The sequence below is a fragment of the Dasania marina DSM 21967 genome (genome assembly GCF_000373485.1).
GTDB lineage: Bacteria > Pseudomonadota > Gammaproteobacteria > Pseudomonadales > Dasaniaceae > Dasania > Dasania marina.
This window is the reverse complement of the sequence record NZ_KB891588.1, coordinates 18369-34846: the sequence shown is the minus strand read 5'-3', so window position 1 is coordinate 34846 and position 16478 is coordinate 18369. Positions and strand designations below refer to the sequence as shown.

Annotated in this window: 15 protein-coding genes; 8 read left to right on the top strand and 7 right to left on the bottom strand. The window is 48.5% G+C overall.

Going from position 1 to position 16478, the window contains the following annotated elements:
- Positions 1-45: 45 nt before the first annotated feature.
- Positions 46-2619 (top strand): ATP-dependent chaperone ClpB, encoded by a 2574-nt coding sequence (gene clpB, locus B067_RS0116295; protein WP_019531151.1) that lies wholly within the window; start codon positions 46-48, stop codon positions 2617-2619.
- Positions 2620-2720: 101 nt separating this feature from the next.
- Here clpB and B067_RS0116290 read toward each other — a convergent pair whose 3' ends face one another.
- Positions 2721-3173: a DUF4124 domain-containing protein gene (locus tag B067_RS0116290; RefSeq protein ID WP_019531150.1), complete on the bottom strand. Its 453-nt coding sequence runs from the start codon at positions 3171-3173 to the stop codon at positions 2721-2723.
- A 489-nt stretch (positions 3174-3662) separates the two neighbouring features.
- Between B067_RS0116290 and B067_RS0116285 the strand changes: the two genes are divergently transcribed.
- The 4 genes from B067_RS0116285 (at position 3663) to B067_RS0116270 (ending at position 9270) form a co-directional block, all read left to right on the top strand.
- Entirely contained in the window at positions 3663-5411 is a 1749-nt protein-coding gene (locus B067_RS0116285; protein WP_026244730.1) for an acetolactate synthase 3 large subunit, read from the top strand.
- On the top strand, positions 5411-5902 hold the full coding sequence (gene ilvN / locus B067_RS0116280; RefSeq protein WP_019531148.1) for an acetolactate synthase small subunit: 492 nt from the start codon (positions 5411-5413) through the stop codon (positions 5900-5902). Before B067_RS0116285 ends, ilvN begins: the two co-directional genes overlap by 1 nt.
- 219 nt (positions 5903-6121) lie before the next feature.
- Complete coding sequence (locus B067_RS0116275) at positions 6122-7144, top strand: fatty acid desaturase (RefSeq protein ID WP_019531147.1); 1023 nt, start codon at positions 6122-6124, stop codon at positions 7142-7144.
- Between the two features lie 161 nt (positions 7145-7305).
- The gene (locus B067_RS0116270) at positions 7306-9270 is read left to right on the top strand and encodes a methyl-accepting chemotaxis protein (protein ID WP_019531146.1); all 1965 of its coding nucleotides are present in this window, start codon (positions 7306-7308) and stop codon (positions 9268-9270) included.
- Positions 9271-9365: 95 nt separating this feature from the next.
- On the opposite strand, the gene B067_RS0116265 is transcribed toward B067_RS0116270, so the two are convergent.
- Genes B067_RS0116265 through B067_RS0116245 form a run of 5 tightly spaced genes read right to left on the bottom strand, consistent with a single transcriptional unit; the run spans position 9366 to position 11760 of the window.
- The gene (locus B067_RS0116265; RefSeq protein WP_019531145.1) at positions 9366-9815 is read right to left on the bottom strand and encodes a DMT family transporter; all 450 of its coding nucleotides are present in this window, start codon (positions 9813-9815) and stop codon (positions 9366-9368) included.
- A 10-nt stretch (positions 9816-9825) separates the two neighbouring features.
- Positions 9826-10026 carry a tautomerase family protein gene (locus B067_RS0116260; RefSeq protein WP_019531144.1) on the bottom strand — a complete coding sequence of 67 codons (201 nt, stop codon included), beginning with the start codon at positions 10024-10026 and terminating at the stop codon, positions 9826-9828.
- Positions 10027-10062: 36 nt separating this feature from the next.
- On the bottom strand, positions 10063-10722 hold the full coding sequence (locus B067_RS0116255) for a DsbA family oxidoreductase (RefSeq protein ID WP_019531143.1): 660 nt from the start codon (positions 10720-10722) through the stop codon (positions 10063-10065).
- Entirely contained in the window at positions 10719-11126 is a 408-nt protein-coding gene (locus B067_RS0116250) for a nuclear transport factor 2 family protein (protein ID WP_019531142.1), read from the bottom strand. Before B067_RS0116250 ends, B067_RS0116255 begins: the two co-directional genes overlap by 4 nt.
- A gap of 25 nt (positions 11127-11151) precedes the next feature.
- On the bottom strand, positions 11152-11760 hold the full coding sequence (locus tag B067_RS0116245; protein WP_019531141.1) for a glutathione S-transferase family protein: 609 nt from the start codon (positions 11758-11760) through the stop codon (positions 11152-11154).
- A gap of 181 nt (positions 11761-11941) precedes the next feature.
- On the opposite strand from B067_RS0116245, the gene B067_RS0116240 reads away from it, so the two are divergent.
- Positions 11942-12820, top strand: a complete 879-nt coding sequence (locus B067_RS0116240; protein ID WP_019531140.1) for a LysR family transcriptional regulator — start codon at positions 11942-11944, stop codon at positions 12818-12820.
- A 116-nt stretch (positions 12821-12936) separates the two neighbouring features.
- Here B067_RS0116240 and ilvC read toward each other — a convergent pair whose 3' ends face one another.
- Positions 12937-14412 (bottom strand): ketol-acid reductoisomerase, encoded by a 1476-nt coding sequence (ilvC, locus tag B067_RS0116235; RefSeq protein ID WP_019531139.1) that lies wholly within the window; start codon positions 14410-14412, stop codon positions 12937-12939.
- A gap of 239 nt (positions 14413-14651) precedes the next feature.
- Between ilvC and ilvY the strand changes: the two genes are divergently transcribed.
- Positions 14652-15563, top strand: a complete 912-nt coding sequence (ilvY, locus tag B067_RS0116230) for an HTH-type transcriptional activator IlvY (RefSeq protein WP_019531138.1) — start codon at positions 14652-14654, stop codon at positions 15561-15563.
- A gap of 40 nt (positions 15564-15603) precedes the next feature.
- Entirely contained in the window at positions 15604-16473 is an 870-nt protein-coding gene (pssA, locus tag B067_RS0116225) for a CDP-diacylglycerol--serine O-phosphatidyltransferase (protein ID WP_156820867.1), read from the top strand.
- The last annotated feature ends 5 nt before the right edge of the window (positions 16474-16478 follow it).

Here is a 16478-nt window from a genome sequence, read left to right as displayed (position 1 = left end):
AAGCTATGGCTTACAGAGTTTATTACACTTTTATAGAGGTGAGTAATGCGAGTTGATCGTTTAACTAATCAGTTACAAACAGCGCTGTCCGATGCCCAATCATTAGCGATAGGTAAAGATCAGCAGTTTATAGAACCCATACATTTGTTATCGGCTATGGTAGAGCAGCGTGGTGGCTCGGTGCGGCCTTTGTTGTCACAGGCCGGTGCTAGCATTACTCGCTTGCGCGAAGCCATTAATGACGCGCTAAATGCATTGTCTTCGGTGCAGGGCGGCTCTGGTGACATACTCATGTCTAATGACTTAGCGCGCTTAATGAATATTGCCGATAAGTTATCCCAGCAAAAAAAAGATAGCTACATATCCTGCGAAACGGTATTGCTGGCGTTGTTTGAAACTAAAAATGCGCTTGCTACCTTATTGGAAGATGTGGGTGTTGATAAAAAATCCTTGCATGACGCTATTGAAGAAGTGCGGGGTGGTGAGAGCATAGACGACCCGGATGCAGAGGAGTCGCGTCAGGCCTTAGCAAAGTACACCATAGATTTAACCGAACGTGCCGAGCAGGGCAAGTTAGACCCGGTAATAGGTCGCGACGAAGAGATACGCCGCACCATACAAGTGTTGCAGCGCCGTACTAAAAATAACCCCGTATTAATTGGGGAACCCGGCGTGGGTAAAACCGCTATTGTTGAGGGTTTGGCCCAGCGCATAGTCAATGGCGAAGTGCCTGAAGGTTTAAAAAACAAACGCTTATTATCATTGGACTTAGGCTCTTTATTGGCGGGCGCAAAATTTCGCGGTGAGTTTGAGGAGCGTTTAAAATCACTGCTCAACGAATTGTCCAAACAAGAAGGCCAGGTCATTTTATTTATTGATGAGGTGCACACCATGGTGGGGGCCGGTAAGGCCGAAGGCGCTATGGATGCGGGCAATATGCTCAAACCCGCCTTGGCCCGTGGTGAGCTACATTGTGTGGGTGCCACCACGTTGAATGAATACCGCCAATATATAGAGAAAGATGCGGCACTAGAGCGCCGCTTTCAAAAAGTATTAGTAGACGAGCCCAGTGAAGAAGACACCATTGCGATACTGCGCGGTTTAAAAGAACGCTACGAAGTGCATCACGGTGTCGACATTACCGATTCGGCCATTATTGCCGCCGCAAAACTATCCCAGCGTTATATCACCGACCGGCAGCTGCCCGACAAAGCCATAGACTTAATTGACGAGGCCGGCAGCCGCATACGCATGGAGATAGACTCTAAGCCTGAAGATTTAGATCGATTAGAGCGCCGCCTAATTCAATTAAAAATTCAACGCGAAGCGGTTAAGAAAGACACCGATAGCGCCGCCTTAAAGCAGTTGGATATTTTAAATAAAGACATCGTCGAAGCCGAGCGTAAATTTGCCGATTTAGACGAAATTTGGAAGGCAGAAAAAGCCGCGCTATACGGTTCGCAAAAAATTAAAGAGGCCTTGGAGTTGGCCCGTGTGGAACTGGAGGCGGCACAAAGGGCCAGCGATTTAACCCGCATGTCTGAGCTGCAATACGGCAAAATTCCTGAATTGGAAAAGCAGCTGGATATGGCTGGACAGGCCGAGATGATGGAAATGACTTTATTGCGTAATAAAGTCACCGAGGAAGAAGTGGCCGAAGTGGTGTCGCGCTGGACTGGCATACCGGTATCCAAAATGTTGGAAGGCGAGCGTGACAAATTACTACGTATGGAAAGCTTTTTGCATGAGCGCGTAGTCGGCCAAGATGAGGCGGTAACCGCCGTTGCCAATGCCGTGCGTCGTTCGCGGGCGGGGCTGTCTGACCCCAATCGCCCCAATGGTTCGTTTATCTTTTTGGGCCCTACTGGGGTGGGTAAAACGGAGTTGTGTAAAGCCTTGGCTAGCTTTTTGTTCGATACCGAAGACTCCATGGTACGCATTGATATGTCGGAGTTTATGGAGAAACATTCGGTGGCTAGGTTGGTGGGTGCACCTCCCGGCTATGTGGGCTATGAAGAGGGTGGCTATCTAACTGAGGCGGTAAGGCGCAGGCCTTACTCGGTATTGCTGCTGGATGAGGTAGAGAAAGCACACCCCGATGTGTTTAATATTTTATTGCAGGTATTAGATGATGGTCGTCTCACCGATGGTCAGGGCCGCACCGTGGATTTTCGTAATACCGTGATAGTGATGACCTCTAATCTAGGCTCCGACATAATACAGGAGTTGTCTGGCAGTGAAGGTGGCTACCAGCAAATGAAAGACGCAGTGATGGAGGTGGTAGGTACCCATTTTCGCCCTGAGTTTATTAACCGCATAGATGAAACTGTGGTATTTCACCCCTTAGACAGGGCGCAAATTCGTGGCATAGCCGAAAGGCAGTTGGCGATTTTACGCAAGCGCTTACAGGATAAAAGCTTAGGGCTGGAGCTTAGCGATGCGGTAATGGATAAAATTGTCAGCATAGGCTTTGATCCGGTTTACGGTGCCCGGCCGCTAAAACGTGCCATACAGCAATATATAGAAAACCCCTTGGCGCAAGAACTACTGCAAGGTAAGTTTGATCCAGGCGCTACGATTAATGCTGATTTGGTAGGGGAACAGGTAAGTTTTAGTTAAGTTGGCTTAGTTGTGAAAGATTATGACAAGGCATAAAAAAACGGCATGGAGTACATGCCGTTTTTTTTTGTCTGCTATTTTTTGCCGCTAAGCCCTACGGCTTAATTGCAGTTTTCGCGTATGGCTTTTTGCGCGCGTTCGACTTGTACCTGTTTTTCTTCTTCGGTGATTAGGCGTTGAGTGCCATCGGCATCGGTAATGCGAATTCTGGCGGCACCTTCAAAGGCTTGCATATTGGCTTTCGCCTGCTTGCAGCGCGCGGGATCTTTGGGTGGCATTATTTCCATTTTTAAAGGCTGCTCAGGTTTGGTGGCAGCGGCTTCTTGCTCGGCGCTGCTACTGGCTACGGGCTCGCTGCTACCGCGGCTTTTTTTGGAGCCTGGGGTTTCTACAAACTCCGCTTTAATGCCGGCTTCGGGCGGGCGGTCAGAGAGCTTTAAGTTGCCTTCGCTATCTTTCCAGCGGTAATAGCCAGAGGGGTCGGCGACTAACGTAGCGCTAAAGCTCAGTGCAATAGCGAAAAATGAAACTAGGTGCAAAATTTTGTTATTCATTGTTAGGGCCTGTCCATTCCATTTAAGGTTACGCTGCTTTAAAAACAATCGCTTAGCGTGGTAATGATATTGAGAGTGATTATGACAAATCATAGCCGTTTTGACAGGGTTTGAGCACATTCCGTTTAAATTTCTTTGGCGTAGAACAGGTTTTTCATAGATTTACGGTTTTTTAAGCGCTGCCATGTTGACTTTGTCTGACTATGCTGCAAAATTGGCCGTTGAAAATTAGCCAATATCGTCCACTTACCGGTGTCGATATTAGCGTCGTGTCGTTGCTTACCGGCCTCGACAGCGGGACGCTCCCTAATTCTGCAAGCACATAGCCGTGTTGCGGGGTTGCCTAGCCTCAGTGTTAGTTACCTCGTGCGGTGTGTTCCCAGTAGGGAGACACCCTGGTTGTGAGTTTGCGCCAGCCTTTATAAGCTTCCTAGCTTGTCAGTTGCCGTACTCTCTCATTGTTTTTTATTATTACACGAGGAAACCTCCGTGGAGATGTTATCAGGCGGCGAAATGGTCGCACGTGCCCTGCAAGATGAAGGCGTTGAGTTTATATTTGGTTATCCTGGCGGCTCTGTGCTGCATATTTATGATGCCCTGTTCCAAACCTCGAAAGTGCCACATATTTTAGTGCGCCACGAGCAGGCGGCTACCCATGCCGCTGATGGCTACGCCCGCGCCACCGGTAAAACCGGTGTGGTGTTGGTGACCTCTGGCCCCGGTGCTACCAATGCTATTACGGGTATCGCTACCGCATATATGGATTCCATCCCTATGGTGGTTATTTCTGGTCAGGTGCCTTCCGATAAGATCGGTGAAGATGCCTTCCAGGAAACAGACATGATCGGTGTATCGCGTCCCATTGTTAAACACAGCTTTTTGGTAAGAAAAGCCAGTGATATCCCCGTGACTATCAAAAAGGCTTTTTATCTGGCTTCTACTGGTAGGCCCGGCCCTGTGGTTATTGATATCCCTAAGGATATTACCAACCCGGCTGAGAAATTTGAGTATCACTACCCCGACAAAATCAAGCTGCGTTCCTATACCCCTACGGTGAAAGGGCACTCCGGCCAAATTAAAAAGGCGGTGAAGTTATTGATGTCAGGCAAGCGCCCGGTAATCTATTCGGGTGGGGGTGTTATTCAGGGTAATGCCAGCGATTACCTTACCGCTTTGGCTCGCGCCTTAAACGTGCCGGTGACGAATACCTTAATGGGCTTAGGGGGCTTTCCTTCCGACGATCCGCAGTATGTGGGTATGTTAGGCATGCATGGCACTTACGAGGCTAATACCGTTATGCATCACAGCGATGTGATTTTGGCAGCGGGTGCGCGTTTTGATGACCGCGTCACTAACACGGTCAGTAAGTTTTGCCCCACCGCCAAGATTATTCATATAGACATAGACCCCGCGGCTATCTCCAAAACCATTATGGCGGATATCCCTATTGTTGGGCCTGTAGATGTGGTGTTAAAAGACATGCTGGCGCAGGTAAAAGAGTACAACCGCAGTGGTGAAGTGGTGTTGGATGAGGATGCTATAGAGGCTTGGTGGAAGCAGATTAACGAGTGGCGCGACACCCATGGTTTGTGGACCGCGCCCCGTTATGACACCAGCACCGGCTTAATTAAGCCCCAGCAGGTTATAGAGTCTTTATATAACACCACCAAGGGTGATGCCTATGTAACCTCTGATGTAGGCCAGCACCAAATGTTTGCCGCGCAATACTATCGTTTTAACAAGCCACGCCGTTGGATCAACTCCGGTGGCTTGGGCACTATGGGCTTTGGCCTGCCTGCCGCCATGGGGGTGAAGTTGGCTTACCCTGAGGCCGATGTGGCCTGTGTTACCGGTGAAGGCAGCATACAAATGAACATACAGGAGCTGTCCACCTGTACCCAGTACAAACTGCCGGTGAAAATTATCAACTTGAATAATGGTTATTTAGGCATGGTTAAGCAGTGGCAGGATATGCAATACAGCAGCCGCTACTCGCAGAGCGAGTATGAAGACTCGTTGCCCGATTTCATCAAACTGGCCGAAGCTTATGGCCATGTGGGTATGAAAGTAGATAAATTATCAGACTTAGATGACGCCATGAAAGAAGCCTTTAGCTTAAAAGATAAGCTGGTGTTTATGGATATCTATGTGGATAGACATGAACATGTATACCCCATGCAAATAGCCCCTAATGGCTCTATGCGCGATATGTGGTTAAGCAAAGGGGAGAGAAGTTAATGAGACATATTATTTCCGTTTTGCTAGAGAACGAGCCCGGCGCGCTAAGCCGTGTGGTTGGCCTATTTTCGCAACGCGCCTATAACATTGAAACCTTAAACGTGGCCCCCACGGAAGACCCAACGCTATCGCGGCTGACCCTCACCACCGTTGGTGATGACAGCAAAATAGAACAGATTATTAAGCACTTAAACCGCTTAATCGATGTGGTAAAGCTGGTTGACCTTAGCGAGGGCTCCCACGTAGAACGCGAGCTGATGCTAATCAAGGTCAAGGCCACCGGTGCTCAGCGTGCTGAAATCAAGCGCACTACCGATATCTTCCGCGGCCAAATCGTGGATGTAGGCTCAACCCTGTATACCATCCAGATTTTAGGTACGTCCGACAAGCTGGACGCCTTTATTGAGGCGCTGGGTGAAGCCACTATTATTGAGGTGGTACGCAGCGGTGTGTCGGGCATAGCCCGTGGTGATAAGGCATTGACCCTATAAACGGATCCTGTAAAGGGAGTCACTGGCTGATAAATGAAAGGAGTGGCGTGAGCTGCTCCTTTTTTTTTGTGCTAGGCTGAAGCTGTGGCAGGGTTTATGGTAACGGAGATATAAGCAGTGACATAGGGGCTAATAGCGATATAAACCCCGGCACTTTTTTGCTACCATAACCGGCCTTAGCGTATCCCCGTTAGTTTTTACCAGAGCTATAAATATCCTATGAAGTTGTCAGACTCCTTACAGACACTTAATGTCGAAGAGCGTGTTCAGCGTATAGTGACGACCATCCGTGCCGAAGAGGCCCGTCTGCGCGCAAAATATACCATCCTCCAGTATCAAGACTGGATAGGTTTGGGGATTATGCTGTTCTCTTTAGTGGGCATGATGGGTTCGGCAGCGCTGTATTATGTTGATGTTATTCCCGCCTGGGCGGCCATAGTGGCGGCTGCTATTTTCGCCTCCCTCTCCCATGAGTTAGAGCATGACTTAATTCATAGGCAGTATTTTAAGAAAAACGCCTTTATGCACAACCTAATGATGTGGCTAGTGTGGATTATGCGCCCCAACACCATTAACCCCTGGTATAGGCGCAAGATGCATTTTTTACATCACAAAACCTCAGGTACGCAACAGGATTTAGAAGAGCGCTTAGTGGGCAATGGCATAGGCAATCAATTACTGCGTTATCTGGTGATGTTCGACGGCTTACTGGGTATGTTGGTACGCCGCAAAGTATTAAGCAAAGAAGTGGATGAGTTTGATGTAGAGAAAATGCTGTCATCCGCCTTTCCTATTGCGGTGCTGTATTTTACCGCTTGGTATGCATTTTTAGTGTTTCACGGCGTAGATTTTTTATGGGGTACGGCGCTGGCCTATCCCGCTTGGATGCTAAACATAGTCTCTGGCCTTAACTTCTTAGTGGTGGTATTAATTGCCCCCAACTTCTTGCGCTCAGGCTGTTTGAATTTTGTCACCTCGCACATGCATTACTACGGCGGTGTAGACAATATTCTGCAACAAACCCAAGTGTTAAAAGGTTGGTTTATGCTGCCTTTTCACTTGTTCTGCTTTAATTTTGGCAGCACCCACGGCATCCATCACTTCGTAGTCGGCCAGCCTTTTTACATACGGCAAATGGTGGCCAAGGTGGCTCATAAGGTGATGAAAGAAAACGGCGTACGCTTTAACGACTTTAAATCCTTTGTGCATGCCAATCGCTATATTGTTGAACCTAGCCGTTAATACGCCGCGCTAAGCTAGATTGTTAGATCAAAAGGCCGCCTCTAAAGAGGCGGCCTTTTTTGTTACTGGCGTTTAGCTTATCGTTGGCTGTCATCCCTCTGTCATGAAATTGTATTAATTTATTGTGCGATGTCCTTTTTAAGCTGTAGAGGTTTAGCGCAATGAAAATCCGTCACATAAATTTTTTAATGGTCGGCGGTTTAATACTGCTTACGGTGAGTTTGGCCATTACCGTTTTTTGGGGGTTAAAGCAGTTACATCTTACCGCCCAGTCTACCGAGCGCTATTACCAGCTCAGCAGTAAAGTGAATAAAGATATATTCTCAGCCATAGAGGGCTATTTATTGACCGGGGATAGCCAGCGCTTAGTGGAGGCTGAGGCTTTAGTGGATGAGCTAATCACTCAGGATTTACCTGCCATCAATACGGAGTTGCGCGCTGAACTACTGCCTATGGCGCAGCAGTTGCAACAACGTTTAGCAACTGATTTAAGAGCGGTGGGTAAGCTGTCGGCTAATTACGGAGTGTTATTAGAGCAGGCCGAATCGGAAATATTGGCGACTTTAACGGCGCTGGCGGATTACGCCAAGCAAAGCCCGCAAGCGGAGTCTAGAGAGCGCTACTTAGCGTTGCTGGGGCAACTAAGCCGCGAGCTAGTTGCGTTGGCTGCATACCGCAGCAAGTTGTTTAGCCTAGGGCAGGGCCAAGCGTCTACCGATAGCATTACCGCAACCTTGCAGCAGCTTAGTCAGTTATCACGCAGCCTGGCCGAGCAGCCTAGCTTGGGTGTTTATGTGCAAGACAGCAGTGATGATATGGAAGCGCTGCTATGGGGTGAAGACGATAGCGTTGCGCCTGTAGAGGAAAAGGGCGACCTGTTAAAGCAGGAGTTGCAAAGTTTGGTCAAACGCTACCCGCAAGAGTTACAGCGCAGCCAAGCGTTATTGTCAGCAGGACAGAAAGCGCAGGTCAGTGTTAAACAGCAACTGGCTTTATTGCAGCAGCAATTATCCTCCTTGGAAAGCGAGGTGCAGGCACAGCGCGTGCGTATAGAGCAGCAAGTACATACCGTGATGGTAGTCGTGAGTTTGGCGATGATTAGTTTAGCCTTTACAGTATTTGTTTTTCAGCACTGGCTGGCAGGTTTGTTGAGTGCGGTGAATAAGGATATAGCGGCGCTGGCTAAGGGCGATTTTCGACCGCGTAGTATAAATCGCAGCCGCATTAAAGAGTTAGCAGGTTTGCTTAACTCCTACCAAGTCTTGCAGCAATCGCTACAACATTTGGTGGCCGATATTAGTGGTCGCAGCCGTGAGATACAGCAGGCCAGCCATAGTGTTACCGATAGTGCCGGCGCTATCTGCCAGTTTAGTGCCGAGCAGCGCCAGCAAACAGAGCAGGCCGAAGTACTGGTGAGCGAGGTGGCCAAATCCGTGCAGCATGTGGCTGAGCAAACCCTGAATATATCCACCGTCACCCAACAGGCCAGTGATATTTTATTGCAGGGCCAGCAAAAAATTGCCCTGTCTTTGCAGCACATAGAGTCCCTACATCAAGGCATACAGCAATCCGGTTTAGCATTGGCCTCATTGCAGACGCACGCCCAAAGCATTAATAGTTTTGTTGAGGTAATACAAAGTATTGCCGAGCAAACCAATTTGCTAGCATTAAATGCGGCCATAGAAGCGGCTAGGGCAGGCGAACAGGGGCGAGGGTTTTCAGTGGTGGCTGACGAAGTACGAAACCTCGCAGGCAAAACCAATGAGGCCACCCATGAAATTCAACGACTGATTAGCCAGGTGTCGCAATCCACTACCAGCTTAAGCGTAGTGATGCAGGGGCAGCTAAACAGCAGCGAAGACACAGCGAAAATTTCTCAAGACGCAGGTCAGGTTTATCAGTTATTAATGACTAAGGTGGACGATATTAACGGCCTGATGGCCACCATAGTGGTGCAGGCTGAGCAACAGGCCCATACCATTAACGATGTTAGCCGCGGCATAGAGCAAGTGGCGGAAAAGGCACAGGTGGCCAGCCATAAAAGTGAGCAGTCGCTCAATGTCAGTGAAGACTTGCTGGGTATTAGCAATGCCTTTGTGCAATTAACGCAGGCTTATAGGGTTTAGTTGTAGAAATTTAAATCACTATTTTGCTCTTATTCAATGTGCTGATTAGTGAGCAAATAATGTGAATATCTGTAATCAACCCAGCAGTTAGTAGCTCAGCTACTACGGGCTAAAAACAATCCGGTAATCATTAATATCACCCCTGCGCTGCGTTGAAAATCGATGGTAGTGACTGCCGTACCTAATACACCAAAATGATCTATTAGTACCGCGATAACAATCTGGCCAGTGACAATAAAACAAATGGCATTACCTACGCCCATACGCGGAGCGAGGTAGGTAATAGACAGTACGTAGCTGGCTACAATTAAGCCGCCTATATAGCTGTAAGCAGGAGCCTTGGCAAAGTCCGCGATGCTGGGCATAGGTACGCGGTTAATCAGCACGTAACTGCTAATAAACAGCAAACCGACGACAAACAACAATAATGCTGAGTACACAACACTGCCTATGGATTTGCTGAGGCTTGCGTTTGCGGCAGCTTGCACGGGGATGAGTGCGCCTGCACAAATCGCCATGCAAGGTAATATTAGCCAAGCTTTCATAGTGTGACGCCTATTTTTTTTTTCGTAAGGCGGTAACTTGGTCGTAGCCTATGCCCCAGTTATCGGTGTTCACTTCATCGATAACCACAAAGGTGGTTGCCGGGTTTTTATTAAGCACATCGACTAGCAGTTGAGTAGTACCTGCTATGAGGGCTTGCTTCTGTTCTTTGGTGACGTTTTCATCGGTGACTTTAATATTGACGTAGGGCATCGTTTTTCTCGCTTAAGGTTTTGGAAAGTTAATAAGCTAGTTTGCAACATGAAAACTGGCTTGGTTTGTTGTTAGGTCTTTGATTGTTTGTTCAAAATAGTCCACAGAGTTTGAACCGGTGACTAAGCTATGTTCATTAAAAATAAAAGCCGGCACGCTGCTTAATTCAAACTCTTGAACGCGGCTCTTTTTAATCAGTAGTTGCTGCTTGATGTCATTTGAGCTCAGCGCCTGTGCTGCTTGGGGCCTATCCAAACCCAATGATTCAGCCAAATCCAACAAGACCTGCGCGTTACTAATATCCAGGCCGTGCTTAAAATAGGCGTCAATTAGCAGCTTGTTCATGGCTTGTTGTTTGCATTGGCTTTCACACCAGTGCAGCAACCGGTGTGCCTTGTTGCTGTTGTAGTAATGGCTGCGCTTAGCAAAGTCTATGCAAACGCCGGCCTGTTTAGCCGCCGTTAATAAGTGGCTGCGATAACTCTGTCGCCTTACCTCGTTCCATTGGTAGCGCCGTTCTAGGTGATAGTCTATCTCCTCACCCATAGTCCCCATGTCGGGATTCAGTTCATAGGGTAAAAAATAAATGTCGGCTGCAATCGCCAGATTGCGCAGCGCCTGCTGCAGGTTGGAATAAGCTATGGGGCACCAAGAGCAAACAATATCGTGTATTACCTCTACTTTTATTGCGCTCATGAATTGCGGACCTGCAAATCGCTATACATTTTATTGACGATTAACCAGCGTCCGTTTTCTTTTAGCAGTCCCAAAAAATCGACATAGTCGTGATCAAATAACGGGCACTGCAGTTTCACCATGGCCTGATCTTTAATGATTTCTATAGCCAGTAATTGGTAGTCATAGGGCTTGCCCTGTTGGGCTGGTACTGGCCGAGTAGCAACCGCATCTAGCCACTGCTTAAGGCTGCGCCGTAAGCCGGGGGCTTTTAGAAACGCATCCTGATGGAATATGGCTGCCAACTTAGCGACATCGCCAAAGTGCAGGCCATCAAAATAATCCCGTATTATGGCCATCACTAAGCCAAACTCATGGGCGCCAAAATCCGTGTCACAGGAATTGCTAGATGCGGTATTACTCATATTCATCTCCGCTATGGTTACTGAGCTAAGCGGCTGATTGCTGTTGTTCAGCATTCACGGCGCGTTGAAAACTGGGCATAGCTTGTACCGCAGCGACCATTTTTTGGCTGTTATGCCCCAATAGGATTTCTACTGGGAAGCTGGCGCTCCAACGTGAATACACCGCGAGCAAAATATCGGCGGCCGAAGGCTGGTCCCCACCCAGAAAAGCGTGTGCTGTTAGCTGCTGCTCTATCACTTGCCATAGCTGATTAATCGCCAGAGCTGCTGCTTTGAAGGCCGATTGTTTGGCGTCGTTATCGCTAATGTGCTGGGCGATAAAAAATAAGCGACCATAGGCGGGATGCATGGTGGCATTGGCAAACATAAGGTCTTGTATGGCTTGTTCGCGCGCCGCGCCAGAGGTTGGCAGCATGCTGTTTGGGTGTTTATTGAGTAAGTAGATCATCAGGGCGGCTCCTTCGCGTAAGGTTTTGTCACCATCAACCAACACGGGCACCGTGCCTATGGGGTTGATGGCAGGGAAATTTTCCACTTGTTGTTTGTCGATGATCGTTACGTCTTGCTTAAGTTCGTGTAATACCACTTGGGTTGCCAAAGAACATGCGCCGGGTAGGTAATAAAGTGTGTACATGGTGCTCTCCAATCAGTTTGTTAGGCATCTCATCTCTCAATGCGATGTAGGGCAGTCTAAGGGCTTGCTAACAATGCATATATAGTTACAATTAGAACCAAATGTTTCCAAAGTGAGAACAGTGTGACTGTGATGTCGAAAGACGAGGATGGTAGGGGGGTGACAGAAATGGATAACAGGGATGGATAAATTACGCGCTATTCAGTTGTTTGTGCGGCTGGCTGACTTGGGGAGCTTTACCCGAGTGGCTGAGCAAATCAATGTCTCGAAATCGATGATCAGCAAAGAGATTGGCCGCTTAGAGGATGATCTAGGCGCCCGCCTATTGCATAGGTCTACCCGCAACGTGCAGCTCACCCACGTGGGCGAAGGCTATTTGCAGCGGGCGCGAGAGATTCTAGAAAAAATAGACGATGCCGACAGCTTTGTGAGCGACCTGCAGCATAACCCCCGCGGCAAACTTAAAATCAACGCGCCTATGGTTTTAGGTATTACCGAGCTGTCAAAAATGTTCGCCGATTTTATGCGTGCCTATCCCGATATAGCGCTGGATATACACTTGGGCGATGAAGATGTCGACTTAGTTGAGCAGGGTTTTGATTTGGGTTTTCGCGCCTCTAGCCGCCCCTTTGACTCCAGTTATGTAGGGAGGCCCCTGACCGAGTTTAGCTACCATGTCTGTGCATCGCCGGGTTATCTAGCATCCCATGCACCGATCTCCTTGCCGCGAGATTTACAGTCGCATAACTGTTTTGTGTACAGCTATTTTAAGGGCAAAAATGTTTGGCCTATAGAAGATGGCGTGGTGATAGACGGCGCGTTGCGGGTGAACAGCGTACTGTTTATGATGGAGGCGATAAAGGCTGACTTAGGCTTAGGATTTTTACCCGACTTTGTTTGCCGCAGTGCCTTGGATAATGGCGAACTAGTGGAGGTGTTAGCGGGCGCAAAGAAGCCGAAGCTAACACTGTATGCCTTATACCCCGCACGGCATTTTGTGCCGGCCAAGATTGTGCAGTGTATAGACTTTTTAGAGCGTTGGTTTGATGAGGTGCACTGAATTTAGGTGTGTGGTATGTCCCATAAAAAAGGCCGAATCTCATAGAGACTCGGCCTTTTTTTTTACAGCTTAAAGCTCGTAGCTTAGCGCTGATTGTTTAACTCAGCAGCGCTGCGTTAAACAATCTTCTTCATAGCCGTCATATAATCACGCAGCTCTTCACCGATGATTTCTACAGGGTGGTAGCGTATCTCAGCGTTGATGGCGATGAGCTCAGCGTTGTCTACGCCATTGTCGTCTTGGGCTAAGCCTTTGCCGATAATGTCGGTAGATACGTTCTTCATGAAGTCAGCCAATAGTGGCTTACAAGCGTGGTCGAACAAGTAACAGCCGTACTCAGCGGTATCAGAGATAACCACGTTCATTTCGTACAGTTTCTTACGGGCGATAGTGTTGGCGATTAATGGCGTCTCATGCAGTGACTCGTAGTATGCTGACTCTTCTTTGATGCCGGCAGCAACCATCGTTTCGAAAGCTAATTCAACACCGGCCTTAACCATAGCAACCATTAAGATGCCTTTATCGTAAAACTCTTGCTCGCTGATTTCTACATCGGCGTTAGTGGCTTTTTCGAATTTGGTTTCAGCAGTGGCCGCACGCCAGCCTAGTAGGTTAACGTCGTCGTTAGCCCAGTCAGCCATCATGGTAGTAGAGAAGTGACCAGACATAATGTCGTCTTGGTGCTTCTCGTATAAAGGACGCATGATGTCTTTTAGTTCGTCAGCAATTTCAAAACACTTTACTTTAGCGGGGTTGCTTAAGCGATCCATCATGTTGGTGATGCCGCCGTGTTTTAAGCCTTCAGTTATAGCTTCCCAACCGTACTGAATAAACTTAGAGGCGTAACCGGCGTCTATACCTTGCTCAACCATTTTGTCGAAGCACAAGATAGAACCGGTTTGCAGCATGCCGCAAAGAATGGTTTGCTCACCCATTAAGTCAGACTTAACTTCAGCAATAGGAGACGACTCAAGTACGCCGGCGCGATCGCCGCCAGTGGCAGACGCTAAGGCTTTTGCGATGTCTAGGCCGTCGCCTTTAGGGTCGTTTTCGCGGTGTACTGCGATCAAGGTTGGAACACCAAAACCGCGCTTATATTCTTCGCGTACTTCAGTACCTGGGCATTTAGGGCAGCACATAACAACAGTGATGTCTTTACGGATTTGCATGCCTTCTTCAACAAGGTTGAAGCCGTGCGCGTAATCCAAGCAAGCACCTTCTTTCATTAAGGGCATGATCGCAGTAACAACAGCTGTGTGTTGCTTGTCTGGCGTTAGGTTCATCACGATGTCAGCAGTAGGAATTAATTCCTCGTAAGTGCCCACAGTAAAACCGTTTTCAGAGGCGTTTTTGAAAGACTGACGCTTTTCAGCAATAGCTTCAGCACGCAAGGTGTAAGAAACATCACAGCCGCTGTCGCGCATGTTTAAACCTTGGTTAAGGCCCTGTGCGCCACAACCAACAATAACAATCTTCTTACCTTTGATGTATTCGCAGCCGTCAGCAAATTCTGATTGCTCCATAAAGCGGCATTTTGCTAATTCTTGTAGCTGCACACGTAGTGGCAGGGTATTAAAGTAGTTCTGGCCCATAATCTATTCTCCTGAAAAGTCGGGGGATGGACCGCGCAGCGCTCCGTCCCCCTTTCTGATGGTAGCAGTCAGCCCGCCTAGCGCTCTGACCCCTTTACTAATAATGCCGGGCACTATATAGAAAAACGTATGTTGCGTAAAATGATATGTTTGGCATACTGTATTGCGTAAATCGCAACACAGTATGCGGGGACAGACCGCGTAGCGCTCTGTCCCCTGGTTCTCTGAATAGAGTTTTTATGGACACCAAACAACTACAACTCTTCGCCAATCTAGCCGAAACCTTACATTTCGCCAAAACTGCCGAGTATATGCACATGAGCGCCTCGGCAGTCAGCCGCGCCATCGTGCGCATGGAAGATGAGCTGGGCCAACGTTTGCTAGAGCGCGATAACCGCAGTGTGCGCTTAACAGCGGCGGGTAGGCAGTTTCACGACTATGCCAAGCAAAGCTTATCCCAGTGGCAGCGTTTCAATGCCGCCATGGCACAAGATGCCGAGCATATTAGCGGCGAGGTCAGCGTATTTTGCTCGGTCACGGCGGTTTACAGCGTGTTGGCCGGCATCTTAGAGCCTTTTCGGCATCGCTACCCAGGTATAGATATCAAGTTACACACGGGTGATCATGCCGAGGCGGTCAGTCGCATACAAGCCGGCCATGAAGATGTGGCCATAGCCGCCAGGCCAGACAAGTTGTCGACAAAACTGCAGTTTCAAACCTTATTGCATTCACCGCTGCTATTTATCTATCCCGCCATGCCTTGCCAGTTGCAGCAAACTATAAGGGATTGCTTGGCGCAGGGGCAGAAGCTGCCCTGGGATAAGTTGCCGTTTATCTTTTCTGAACACGGGGTTGCGCGGGCTAGGCTGGATCAGTGGTTTCGCCAGCAAGAACTAAAACCCAATATTTACGCGCAGGTGAGTGGTAACGAAGCGATAGTGAGCATGGTAGGGCTGGGTTTTGGTATGGGGCTGGTGCCAGAGTTGGTGTTACTCAATAGCCCCTTGCGCGACCAAGTGCAGGTGCTGGATGTGCAGCCCCCGCTGACGCCCTTTGCGGTGGGGGTGTGTGCTTTGACGCAACGCATGGACAATCCGCAGCTGCGTGCCTTTTGGGAATGTGCAAAGGCATCGTATCAAATCGATTTTTAATTTATCATGGGGGTTTTCCATCATGGCTAAAGACTATTTTATGACTGATAACAGTAAAGATCCGATAGATTTAAAGGCGATCAATGATGGCGATAAGTCGCCCAGTAAAGATAAAGCCGAGTCTGCCAGTGCCGCCGTTGACCCCTTAAACCTTGTTGATGAGCATGAGGAGGAAGTAAAAGTGGATGGTAAAACAGAGCGCCATAAAGGTATTTATCTACTACCTAACCTGTTTACCTCAGCGGCATTGTTCTCAGGGTTTTATGCCATAGTTTCAAGCATGAACGGTCGTTTTGAGGCCGCCGCCATCGCCATCTTTGTGTCCATGGTGCTAGATGGCCTAGACGGCCGCGTGGCCCGTATGACCAATACTCAAAGTAAGTTTGGTGCCGAATACGATAGCTTGGCCGATATGGTGTCCTTTGGTGTGGCGCCGGCATTGGTGATGTTTAGCTGGGCCTTAAGTGATTTGGGCAAGTTGGGCTGGGCCATGTCGTTTATCTACGTAGCCTGCGCCGCTTTGCGTTTAGCTAGGTTTAACACCCAAATTGATACCGCCGATAAAAACTTTTTTACCGGTTTGGCCAGTCCTGCCGCAGCGGCGGTGGTAGCGGGTGTTGTGTGGGTGTGCTTTGAATGGGGTTATGTGGCGTCTGATCTACCGACTTGGCTGGCAGTTTTTGCGGGCCTTATCACTGCGGCCATGGGTATATTAATGGTCTCCAATGTGCCTTATCACAGTTTCAAGGGTTTTGATTTGAAAGGGCGTGTGCCTTTTGTGATGATCATAGCGGTTATTCTGTTGTTTGGTGTTGTTATGCTGGACCCCGCGCGTATTTTGTTGATAGGCTTTTTTGCCTATGCCTTATCTGGGCCGGTTATGTCCGTGTTTTCAAGATTTAAAGGCTAATACTT